General features: G+C 43.7%; 8 protein-coding genes. 5 read left to right on the top strand and 3 right to left on the bottom strand.

Going from position 1 to position 12369, the window contains the following annotated elements; all coding sequences use genetic code 11:
- Window positions 1–9: 9 nt before the first annotated feature.
- Window positions 10–1227 carry a NupC/NupG family nucleoside CNT transporter gene (locus tag VP97_RS09890; RefSeq protein WP_050181612.1) on the bottom strand — a complete coding sequence of 406 codons (1218 nt, stop codon included), beginning with the start codon at window positions 1225–1227 and terminating at the stop codon, window positions 10–12.
- Window positions 1228–1398: 171 nt separating this feature from the next.
- Between VP97_RS09890 and VP97_RS09885 the strand changes: the two genes are divergently transcribed.
- The 4 genes from VP97_RS09885 (at window position 1399) to VP97_RS09870 (ending at window position 8556) form a co-directional block, all read left to right on the top strand.
- Entirely contained in the window at window positions 1399–2970 is a 1572-nt protein-coding gene (locus VP97_RS09885) for a peptide chain release factor 3 (protein ID WP_050181611.1), read from the top strand.
- Between the two features lie 128 nt (window positions 2971–3098).
- Window positions 3099–6173 carry an efflux RND transporter permease subunit gene (locus tag VP97_RS09880; RefSeq protein ID WP_050181610.1) on the top strand — a complete coding sequence of 1025 codons (3075 nt, stop codon included), beginning with the start codon at window positions 3099–3101 and terminating at the stop codon, window positions 6171–6173.
- Between the two features lie 245 nt (window positions 6174–6418).
- Entirely contained in the window at window positions 6419–7216 is a 798-nt protein-coding gene (locus VP97_RS09875) for a TerC family protein (RefSeq protein ID WP_050181609.1), read from the top strand.
- Between the two features lie 113 nt (window positions 7217–7329).
- A complete protein-coding gene (locus VP97_RS09870; protein ID WP_050181608.1) occupies window positions 7330–8556 on the top strand; it encodes an NAD(P)/FAD-dependent oxidoreductase in 1227 nt (408 codons plus the stop codon).
- Between the two features lie 430 nt (window positions 8557–8986).
- Here VP97_RS09870 and VP97_RS09865 read toward each other — a convergent pair whose 3' ends face one another.
- Window positions 8987–10732 carry a B12-binding domain-containing radical SAM protein gene (locus tag VP97_RS09865; protein ID WP_050181607.1) on the bottom strand — a complete coding sequence of 582 codons (1746 nt, stop codon included), beginning with the start codon at window positions 10730–10732 and terminating at the stop codon, window positions 8987–8989.
- On the bottom strand, window positions 10729–11730 hold the full coding sequence (locus VP97_RS09860; protein ID WP_050181606.1) for an acyltransferase family protein: 1002 nt from the start codon (window positions 11728–11730) through the stop codon (window positions 10729–10731). The genes VP97_RS09865 and VP97_RS09860 overlap by 4 nt, the downstream gene beginning before the upstream one ends.
- 170 nt (window positions 11731–11900) lie before the next feature.
- Between VP97_RS09860 and VP97_RS09855 the strand changes: the two genes are divergently transcribed.
- Entirely contained in the window at window positions 11901–12344 is a 444-nt protein-coding gene (locus tag VP97_RS09855) for a MarR family winged helix-turn-helix transcriptional regulator (RefSeq protein ID WP_050181697.1), read from the top strand.
- The last annotated feature ends 25 nt before the right edge of the window (window positions 12345–12369 follow it).

Raw genomic sequence — 12369 nt, 5'->3', positions numbered from 1 at the left:
GCCAAACCATTAAATAAGCATGCCAGCAATTGCAGCGCTGAGCAAGGAAGCAAGCGCACCGGCTATAACTGATTTTAGTCCGAGACGGGCAATGTCTTGACGGCGTGATGGCGCTAAATTGCCAAGCCCACCAATTAAAATCGCCAATGAAGAAATATTGGCAAATCCACAAAGAGCAAAGCTGACAATAGCCGCTGTTTTTGGCGTTAAGCTGTCGATTTGTGGAGCGAAGCTGGAATACGCAACAAATTCATTTAAAACGAGTTTCTGACCAATAAAGCTGCCAGCTGTGACGGCTTCGTTCCAGGGAACACCGATCGCAAAGGCGATTGGCGCAAAAAGATAGCCGAGAATTATTTCAAGCGACAGATCATTTAAGCCGAACCAGCCGCCAATCAACCCGAGCAATCCATTGATCATGGCAATTATGGCGATAAATGCTAAAAGCATAGCGCCAATATTCAAAGCCAGTTGAAGTCCGACGCTTGCTCCTTTAGCTGCTGCATCAATGACATTGGCTGCATCTTCATCTGACTCCATTTTAAACTCTTTTGGTTCAGGCTCCTCTGATGTTTCTGGGACAAACAGCTTTGCCATAACAAGTCCAGCAGGCGCAGCCATAAAGCTAGCGGCAAGCAGGTACTCAAGCGGCACGCCCAAAAGAGAGTAGCCGATCAAAACAGAGCCTGCCACAGATGCAAGCCCGCCTGTCATGACCGCAAACAATTCTGATTCCGTCATTTTATTAATATACGGCTTTACAACCAGTGGTGCTTCTGTTTGTCCAACAAAGATGTTGGCAGCAGCGGAAATAGATTCTGCTTTTCGTGTTCCAAGAATAGCCGATAAAAAACCACCGATGATTTTAATAAAAAACTGCATAATATTTAAATAATATAAAACAGAAATCAACGCTGAGAAAAAGATAACGACAGGCAGAACATTTAAAGCGAAAACATAGGTAATGCCAGATTGTTCGGTATACAAGCCGCCAAACAAAAAGTTAATCCCTTCGTTTGCATAGCCGGTAATCGCATTAACGACTTCTGTTAGCTTCAGCATCATTCTTTGGCCGAAATCCCATTTTAATACAGTAAATGCAAAAGCGAGCTGGAAAGCAAGCCCACCCAGCACAGTCCGCCAGTTGATACGCTTTCGGTTAGTTGAAAAAAGAAATCCGATTCCCAATACGATAAAAATACCAAAGAGTCCCCATAGGAACGACATTTTAAACACTCCTTTAATTTTCTTTACACATCCACATCTGACTAGTTTATAATTAACAGCGTTGGCTATTCAACTGTTTGAAAAAAGACGCAACTTTAAAATAATACTTACTTATATAACTTATCTGATTTAACAGAATATAAACGTGTAAGGAAAGAAAGGAAGAAGAAAATGGCAACATTCAAAGAAGATGTATTATCAAGACGAACATTTGCAATTATTTCTCACCCGGATGCCGGGAAAACCACAATGACGGAGAAATTGCTCCTGTTTGGCGGAGCTATTCGTGACGCGGGAACAGTAAAAGGAAAGAAAACAGGTAAATTTGCGACGTCCGACTGGATGGAGATTGAAAAGCAGCGGGGAATTTCCGTTACCTCCTCTGTTATGCAGTTTGCCTATGAAGGCTATAATGTAAACATTTTGGATACACCGGGGCACCAGGATTTCTCGGAAGATACGTACCGGACATTGATGGCGGTTGACAGCGCTGTGATGATCGTCGATGCGGCCAAAGGGATCGAAGCCCAGACACTGAAACTTTTTAAGGTTTGCCGTATGCGCGGTATTCCTATTTTTACATTCATTAATAAACTGGACCGCCAGGGTAAACTGCCGCTGGAGCTTTTAGAAGAGCTTGAAGAAGTGCTTGGCATTCAATCTTATCCAATGAATTGGCCGATTGGCATGGGGAAAGAGTTTTTTGGTATTTACGACCGTTATAACAAGCGGGTTGAACAGTTCCGTACGGAAGAAGGGGACCGGTTTTTGCCGCTTGACGAAGATGGGCATATTGCTATTGACCACCCTATTAAACAATCCTCCCTTTATACAGAGGCGATGGACGATATTATGCTTTTGAATGAAGCCGGAAACGATTTTTCGCGTGAAAAAATCAATTCGGGTGAATTATCACCTGTCTTTTTTGGCAGTGCACTGACAAACTTTGGGGTGCAGACGTTCTTAGAAACGTATCTGCAGTTCGCTCCGGCGCCGCAGCCGCGCACTGCGGATACAGGCGAAATTGATCCGCTTAACGAACAATTTTCTGGTTTCATTTTTAAAATTCAAGCTAACATGAACCCCGCTCACCGTGATCGAATTGCTTTCCTGCGCATTTGTTCCGGTAAGTTTGAACGCGGCATGGCGGTAACGCTTGCCCGTACAGGAAAAACGACAAAAGTATCCCAATCAACGCAGTTTTTAGCTGACGACCGGAGTACGGTCAATGAAGCAGTCAGCGGTGACATCATCGGCTTGTATGATACAGGAACGTACCAAATTGGCGATACTCTCACAGGCGGCAAGCCCGTTTTCCAATTTGAAAAGCTTCCTCAGTTTACGCCGGAGCTGTTTGTAAAAGTGGCGGCGAAAAACGTAATGAAGCAAAAAAGCTTTCATAAAGGAATTGAACAGCTTGTACAGGAAGGCGCCATCCAAATGTATAAAACAGTCCGCACAGAGGAATATATTCTTGGCGCAGTTGGTCAGCTTCAGTTCGAAGTGTTTGAACACCGAATGAGCGGCGAATACAACTCAGAAGTGCGTATGGAGCCGATTGGGCAGAAAATTGCCCGCTGGATTGAAAATGAAGAAGATATTACCGATGCTATGTCATCTTCTCGCAGCACGCTTGTGCGCGACCGTCACGGCAAGCTTGTTTTCTTGTTTGAAAATGATTTTGCGCTCCGCTGGTTCCAGGATAAGCACGAAAATATCCGTCTTTATAACTTAATTGGATAATGTCTTTTTAAAGAAGCCTTGTCACAAGGCTTCTTTCTTTTTGGCCGTAAAAGTGTTCAATTTGGTCAGCGGGCCGATCATTCGGTATAGTTAAAGGAGAATCAGTCAAGAAAGAAGGAGGAAGCAGGTTGAAGTTAAGCCGATTTTCAATTGACCGGCCCGTGTTTACGACGGTTATTATGTTTTTAGTCATTATTCTTGGAATCGTTTCCTTAACGCGGATTCCATTAAAATTAATTCCGGATTTAAATCCGCCAATCGCGGTGGTGGTAACGAATTATGAAGGGGCTGGCCCGAAGGAAGTGTCGGAAAAAGTAACCAAGCCGCTTGAAACAGCCTTAGCCACTCTCCCAGGCATAGAAAATATCTCATCGACCTCGCAGGAAGGATCTAACTTTATTTTGCTTGAATTTTCCTGGAGTATAAATATCGATGATGTTCAAAATGATATACTGCAGCGGATTGGGCAGACACCTATGCCAGAGGGAGCAGGGGAGCCTCAGCTGTTAAAATTCGACCCATCACAGTTTCCTATTATTCAGCTGTCCCTTCAGGCAGGAGAGGAAGAAAATCTTGAACGTTTGGCAGAAGCACTGCAAACGAATTTGTCATCTGTAGAAGGAGTGGCCAATGTATCGGTCACAGGAACAACAGCTGATGAAGTCATTGTAGAGCTTGATGAAGAAAAATTAAAAGAATATGGGCTCGGACAATCTGACGTTGTTCAGGTTATCGGTGCCAATAACATATCACTCCCGGGCAGTACAGTGGAAACAGAAGGAAAAACGCTGACTACACGAGTGATCAGCCAATTAATATCTCCGGAAGATGTTGAAAAATTAACAATTTCTATTAATCCGCTTACTGGAGAAGAAATAAGCATAGCCGATGTAGCAGCTGTTCAAACAAAGCCCTTAAATGAAAATTCGATTACACGAGCGAACGAGCAGCCGGCTGTTTTATTAAGCGTTCTTCAAGAATCAAACGCAAATACAGCAGAAGTATCAAAAAGATTCCAGGAAAAGCTGGATGAGCTTCTGGGAAAAGATGAATACAAATCCGTTCAAGCTGATATTTTAACAGACCAGGGAGATTATATCCGGCTGGCAATCGGAAACATTGCCAATTCTCTCATTGTTGGCGGTGTGCTGGCTATGGCAGTTCTTTTTTTCTTTTTAAGAAACATAAGAAGCCCGCTTATTATTGGAGTTGCCATACCATATTCCGTTATTATTACGTTTGTGCTTATGTTTTTTGCCGGGTTCAATTTAAATATTATGACCCTGGGTGCCCTTGCTCTCGGGATCGGAATGCTTGTTGATAATGCCATCGTGGTCATTGAAAACATTTACCGGCACCTGTCAATGGGAAAGGATTCAAAAACCGCTGCTTATGACGGCGCTAAAGAAGTCGGTGCGGCCATTACAGCTTCTACTTTAACGACTGTTGCTGTTTTTCTGCCTGTTGTGTTTATCTCTGGGATTCTCGGTCAGATTTTCAAAGAATTCGCTTTAACCATTTCCTTCAGCTTGCTGGCTTCACTTTTTGTTGCTTTAACTGTGATACCGATGCTGGCCAGCCGTTTTTTAAAAACGGTACCGGCCGATTTAGAAATGAAACGCCAGCAGTCACGCAGGCTGATGTTATTTGAAAGAGCTGTAAGATGGTCACTTGCACACCGTCTAATTATCCTTGGCACAGCACTGATATTGCTTGCTGGAGGAGTGTTCGGTTTAACGAAAATGGGCACTCAATTTTTGCCCCCAACCGATGAAGGGTTTGTAACAGTTCGGGTAGAGACGGAAAATGGAACCTCCCTCGAGGAAACAAACCGCGTGGTTGAAGCCGTTGAAAATGTGCTGGCAGGTGAAGAGGATACACAGGTATATGTAAGTTTAATTGGTTCGACGCAGGAAGGGTCATTTCGCGGAGGAGACAGCGCAAATGAAGCCGAACTGTACGTGAAAATGAAAGAAGATCGAAACCGGTCTATTTTTGACTTTGTAGATGATGTGAAGCCAGCCGCAGAGGGAGCTGCAAAAGGAGTAAATAAAACAGCGGAGGTAAGGTTTAATCTTCAATCTGCATCCGGAACCGCTCCGCAAACATTGTCCTTCAGTGTACAGGACAGTGAGAAAACCCGTCTTGATCGTGTAGTCGAAAAGCTTCAGTCGGAAGTAGAAGCAATTGATGGTGTGACAGATGTACAAACGGATCTGGATGAAACGACTCGCGAAATACAAATAACAGTCAACCGTGAAAAAGCCCAGGCCGCTGGGTTTGCACCTGCTCAAGTAGCACAGCTCGTCAATGACGCAACACGCGGCGTATTTGCCACACAAATTATCGATGAAGAATCTTCAGAAGTAAAAGCGGTTTACGTCCGGTATGATAAAGAAGTAACAGCAAATCTGGAAAAATTAAAGAAAATGCTTGTTAAAACACCAGCCGGCAACTTTTCAGCTCTTGAAGCATTAGCGGATATTGAAGTAACAGATGGGCCTGTTAATATTCGGCATATTGATGGGCAGAATGCCGTTCAGTTCACAGTTACGTATGCAGCATCTCAAAATTTAGGGGACATTTCCGCAGCTGTAGACGAGAAAATTGCCAGCTTACACTTATCGGATCAAACTGCTGTTTCATACAGCGGAGACCAGGAGCTTTTGGATAATTCAAAGGATGATATGATTATGGCGATGGCGCTGGCGGTTGTGCTTATTTACATCGTCATGGCCGCCCAGTATGAATCGTTTAAATATCCATTTGTGATTATGTTTACAGTACCATTAATGATTATAGGGGTAGCGCTGTCGCTTATTATGGCAAAATTGCCGCTTAGTATTCCTGCTGTAATTGGTATTTTGATCCTGGTCGGTATTGTCGTAAACAACGCCATCGTGATTGTTGATTACATTTTACAGCGAAAAGAAGAAGGATATTCTGGAACAGAAGCCATTGTTCAGTCTGTTAAAGACCGGGTCCGTCCGATATTAATGACAGCTCTGACAACTATTCTTGGGCTCATTCCGCTTGCATCCGGAATTGGTGATGGGACAGAAATCAACCAGCCAATGGGCATTGTGGTAATCGGCGGTTTGATTTCCAGCACATTTTTAACACTTTTTGTTATTCCGGTTGTGTTTAGCTTTTTTGATCGGCAAACACGAAAAGAAAAGAGTTTACAAACAAAAAACAATTAAGTATACTAAGAGTGTGAAAAATAAATTTCTTTGACGAATAGTCGAAGGGGAGTAGCGTTAGGTGCAAACCTAAAGCAGTGTCGTCACTTCATGGATTTGATCTATATCCATCGGCGCTGCTGGCATGAAGGAAGACCACACATGCTTAGCGAGACCTTTGTCTGTAATTTACTACAGGCAAAGGTCTCGCTTTTTTTTGTGTTCTTCATGTCCACTTTAATACATTTTTGGAAGGAGATGGGAGAATGGATGCAGCTTTGTTATTAGAGTACGCATGGGTGCTCGGTGTTCTCATTATTTTGGAAGGGATCTTGGCAGCGGATAATGCAGTCGTCATGGCCGTTATGGTTAAACATCTGCCGAAGGAGGAGCAGAAAAAAGCGCTGTTCTACGGATTACTCGGTGCTTTTGTTTTCCGAATCGCAGCGTTATTCCTTATTTCGTTTCTTGTGCAAGTATGGCAGGTACAGGCGCTCGGCGCTCTTTACTTGTTCTTTATCTGTTTCACTCATTTGTACAAAAAGTGGAAAGAAGACAAAAAGATCGAAGGGCATGGACTTGAAAAGGATTTGCGCGGCTCTTCTTTCTGGATGACTGTTTTAAAAGTAGAAATAGCAGACATTGCATTTGCTATCGACTCTATGCTGGCAGCAGTTGCATTAGCTGTTACACTTCCTGAAACAGGATGGGGCCAGATTGGCGGCATTGATTCTGGACAGTTTTTGGTTATGTTCCTTGGCGGTTTTGTCGGTGTTATTATTATGCGCTTTGCGGCTACATGGTTTGTCCGTCTCCTTCAAAAGTATCCGACACTCGAAACAGCTGCTTTTCTTATTGTAGGCTGGGTTGGTGTAAAATTGGCAGTTTTCACCCTGTCCCATCCGTCTCTTGCTGTTTTAGATGAACATTTTCCTGAATCAAAACCGTGGAAACTCGTTTTCTGGGGTGTTCTCATTGTGATTGCAGCAGGCGGTTATTTGGTTGCCCGGGCGAAAGGGCCTCAAGAAATGAATGAAGAAACGAATCAAGATTCAAGCGCTTAATTTAATAAGCAATCCAAAAACACTTCGAATGATCCAGTTCGAAGTGTTTTTTTGTTTGAAAAAACGTTTTTAGGCGTATAGATAAAAACTGATAAGAAAAGGGGATAATAGCCATGGATTTAAAATCAGGAAATGTATACTGGCCGGATACATTCAAGGGTGCGCCAACGTATCCGACCCTGGAAAACGAGATAGAATGTGATGTGGTCATTGTTGGTGCCGGCATATCAGGCGCCTGTACTGCTTATGAATTAAGAAACTCGGGCTTAAAGATTGTACTTGTTGAAAAACGGAACGTTGCAGGGGGAAGCTCGAGTGCCAATACGGGACTCCTCCAATTCGCAAATGACCAGCTTTTGCATGAAGGGATTCAGTCATTTGGCGAGAGAGCGGCGGTTGACCATTACTGGCGCTGTTTTCATGCAATCCGCAGGCTTCAATATGAAATTGCTCCATTTCTGCCTGTTGATCCTGAACTGAACATGCGCAGCAGTTTATTTTTTGCCAGCAGTAAAGAAGACAAAGAGGTCGTGCAAAAAGAGTATGCTGCTTTGAAGAAAGCAGGATTCGATGTGAAGTATATAAAAGAAGAAGAAATGGGACAGTGGGTTCCCTTCAAACGACCAGCCGCAATTATTACAAAAGGGGATGCAGAGGTAAATCCATTCAAGCTGACTCATGGGCTCGTTCAAGCGGCTGCTGACGAAGGGGTACGCGTTTTTGAACAAACGGAAGTGTTTGTGAAAAAAGCGGATCAAAGCGGGGTTACTTTGCGGGCGGAAGGGGGACATTTAATAAAAGCCAAAAAAGCGGTTTTTGCTCAGGGCTATGAAGCCCAGGAAACCGTAAAAGATCAAAATGCTGTTGTTGAAAGCAGTTATGCTATTGTAACAAACCCACTGGATGATTTATCGTTCTGGAAAGAAAAAATGATGATATGGGAAACAGCTTATCCATACTTTTATGCCCGGACAACTGCAGACAGCCGTATCATCATTGGCGGACTTGATGAGCGTACATCCTATGCAGATCAGCGTGACCGAAAAATGCCTGCTAAGAGCGAAAAGCTTATCCAGGAGGCCGAAAGCTGGTTTCCTTCACTGAAAGGAAACATACGGGCTGCTTATAGTTGGAGCGGCTCTTTTGCCCATACTCATGATGGGCTGCCGATGATCGGCCAATACAGCCATATGCCAAATAGCTTATTTTTACTTGGATACGGCGGCAATGGTGTTGTGTACAGCTTGTTTTTATCGGAATTGATTGCGCGCTTTTTAACCGAGAAAAAGGATCCAGCTTTTTCTTTTTATTCAAAGGGCCGCGTCTATGAACCAAAATAAAAAGCAGCAGGCTTTCTTAGCCTGCTGCTTTCAGTGTGTAGAGAAAGTCTTCCTCTTTCAAAAAAAGAGCCGATAAGTGAAGCCTGCCGGACTTCGTGCATCCTAAGGCAGTGCGGGAGCTTCCTCGGCTTACGCCTGCGGGATCTCCCGACTCACTGTACTTCCCGCAGGAGTCTACGTCCGGCAGGCTTCACTAAGTGGTGTTAAAGATCAATCATCCAAGGATTGGATAGACATTTTTCTCTTTTTTAAAAAGAAAAAATACAACCTGATAGCCCTATACAATCTTGTTACAAGCCACTTGGCGGCTGCCCCATGGAAAGCGGAGCTGTCTGGACGCCGCTGATTCATCCTGTTTTATGTGCACGGGTATCAATCATTTGTCTACAGTCTAGAAGCAGCGGGCTTTCTTAGCCTGCTGCTTTGTGGGTTAAACAGCTGCTGTTAAGCGTGAGGGGAAAAAGAATGACGAGGAGCCGCCGCCGTTTGGCTGGAAGTAAACAAGCAGCCAGCCGTCTTCCTTCACCCACATATTGCCCTGCTTTTGCATTGTGACCGGTTCTAGAATGGTATGCTTGTGTAATTCTTTCTCGCGAAGTCCAAGCGATGCGAACGATTCACCGGCAAGAAGCGGATCGGCAGCAAGCTGCTGGTAAATCACTTTTCGTTCAACGGACTCATCTGTGCGCCACCACGGCTTGCGGGGTTTAAACCGCTGATTAGAAAGATAATCATATTTCATTAAGCTTTCTACATGAACCGCTTCAGCCGGATAAGCAGTCCGTACAAAAGAGTCCAGGCGCTGAAATAAATCTTCCAGCTGGTGGCCAATACGGTTCCAGCCGTTTGCTTCCCAAAACGCGCCAAAGTCCTGAAAAAAGTCAAATGGTGTTTGAGCCAGGTATCGGGTTATATAATCAATGGTCTCATCAGTGCGGTGATCGTTCCAGTACTTTTCCAGCACGTCTTCCGTCTGCTTAATGCGAATGACTTCGTCAAATGGCAGTACCCGGTTTGACAGCATTTCATACGGTGCCTGATCCATATATTCGTAGCCGTACTGAGAAGCGCTTAGACGAAGACCCGTACCGCGCAGCAGTTTTAAAAAGCCAAGCTGCAGTTCTTCCGGCCGGAGGGCAAATACATCGTTAAATGTATTTCGAAACGAATCGTAATTTTCTTCTGGCAGTCCGGCGATCAAATCTAGATGCTGCTCGATTTTGCCGCCTTCTTTTACCATCGTAACAGTTCGTACAAGCTTTTCCCAATTTTGTTTTCGCTGAACGAGCTCATTTACGCCGTCATTGGTCGACTGTACGCCAATTTCAAAACGGAACAAGCCAGCCGGTGCGTTCTCATTTAAAAATTGAATCACTTCCGGACGCATAATGTCACCGGTAATTTCAAATTGGAAGACGGTTCCAGGCACATGCTCGTCAATAAGAAACTGAAACATTTCCATTGCATAACTGCGGCTAATGTTAAATGTGCGGTCAACAAATTTAATTGTCTTAGCACCATTTTTCATTAAAAAGCGAATATCGTCTTTTATTTTTTCACGGTCAAAATAACGGACCCCGGTTTCAATAGACGATAAGCAAAATTGACAGCGGAACGGGCAGCCGCGGCTCGTTTCGATGTAGGTGATCCGCTTAGACAGCGAATCCCGATCTTCTTCAAAGCGAAACGGGGAAGGCAATTCCCGCAGGTCAATTTTATTGGTCTGCGGCTGAATGTGCTGCTTCCCATTTGCTTTGTAGGCAATACCCGGTACTTGAGAGAAATCATGGTCTCCTGCCAATTGATCCAGCAGCATGCGGAACGTTTTTTCTCCTTCACCAATCGCAATAAAATCAACGTCTGTGAGCCGGTCCAGCCAGTAAGGGACATCATACGTAACTTCTGGCCCGCCAAAAACGATCGTACAATTCGGCAGCACCTTTTTTATCATGCCCGCTACGCGGATCGTTTCTTCAATATTCCAAATGTAGCAGCTGAAGCCGATCACATCTGGTTTATGACTGTACAAATCAGATACAATATTCATAGCCGGGTCCTTAATGGTGTACTCGGCAATCCGGACGTTATAAGCATCTTCACAATAGGACTTTAAGTAGCGGATCGCTAAATTAGTATGGATGTATTTTGCATTTAATGTGCAAACGGTAATATTCACAGTTTACTCTCCTTTTTAATTAAAAAGCGGGGTCGTTTCAGCTCTAAAAAAGGGCTGAACAGGGATGCTGTCCATGGAGACGCCAGGACAAATGTCAGAGCGGCAGCCGTCAAAAACAAAATAAATACAGACGGCGGCAGCTCCAGTGTATCTACACGCCGTGACGATTGAACAAAAAAGCCATGCAGCAAGTAAACATACAACGTATTGCGTCCCCATGCCGTAAAGAAAAAGACTTTATGCGGCACAATAGATAGAAAAAAAGCAATCATGATAATGTTAATAGCATAAACAAACAAGCGTAAAAGCAAACCCTGAAGTGCTTCTGCATCAAGAGCATTATATGATTGAGAGCCGAACAGCCATTCAATTTGCATCGATGTATGAGTATAGCAATACAAAAAGAGGCCGAAAGCAAAAAGAGACAGTACAATCCGGGATGGAATCTTAAAAAGCGGCTTGAACCATTCTTTTTTTGCATAATAGCCAGCTAAAAAAAACGGAAAAAATACAAAAGTACGGCCGATGCTAAGAACAGTCAGCGATTCATTGGCCAGGCCAATTCCAATTCCTGCAGCCAGAGACAGCACAAGCGCAGCAATCGGGTTTTTTATCCATTTAACGGCTCCTAAAAGCAAGAGGTGCCAGAAAAATAAGCTCATTAAAAACCAAAGCGACCATTCAGGAATAAGCAGCCTTACAGACAGCGCTTCTTCATGATCGATCCAAAAATAAAAAACCGAATAAACACACTGGAAAATAAGAAAGGGAATAAGCAGCTTTTCAGCGGCCTTTTTAATATATCCCGGGCGTCGAATGCTTTTAGCGAAAAAGCCGGAAATGAAAATAAAAGCCGGCATGTGAAAAGAATAGATCGCCAGATAAAGAGCATAAACAAACGGACTGTTGTGAATATATGGACGAAGAAGATGGCCAAATACCACTAAAAAAATAAGAAAAAACCGAACGTTGTCAAAATAATTATCACGTTTTTTCAATAAGATCACCTGTTTAATAGAATAAACACATGACGCTATTATACACGACAGAGAACAGAAATCGACAAAAACCACTGTGGAAATTATGGAAAAGAGCAGGTTCCTGCTTCCAAACGGGGACAAAAATGTGTAACGTATAAAGGAAGAAATGAATGAAGACAGGCAGGGGAATGATCATGAACGAAAGTGAAAAATCATTAAAATTATTTATTGTATTATCGCGCGCATACAAAGTGGTAAACGAGCAGGTGAATGGATTTATTCAAACGTCAGGGCTCAATCCGACGGAATTTGCTGTGCTGGAACTTTTGTATCACAAAGGTCCTCAGCCGCTTCAGCAGATTGGCGGGAAAATTTTGCTTGCAAGCGGCAGTATTACATATGTTGTGGATAAGCTTGAAAAAAAGCAGCTGCTCAAGCGTGTGGCCTGCCCGCATGACCGGCGCATCACACATGCCGCGATTACGGAAAGGGGAACGGAATTGATTGAGCGCATTTTTCCGGAGCATGAACAAAACATTCATGAGCTCGTTCGTGTTCTGTCGGAAGAAGAAATCGAGCAGGCAACCGCTATTTTAAGAAAGCTGGGGCTGTCTATTAAAAACTTATCGTAACTCTTTTGCCGAATTCGAGTTTTAT

It is taken from the genome of Domibacillus robiginosus (assembly GCF_000966195.1).
Classification (GTDB): Bacteria; Bacillota; Bacilli; order Bacillales; family Domibacillaceae; genus Domibacillus; species Domibacillus robiginosus.
Note: the sequence above shows the minus strand (reverse complement) of the source record. Positions and strands in the feature narration are given on the sequence as shown.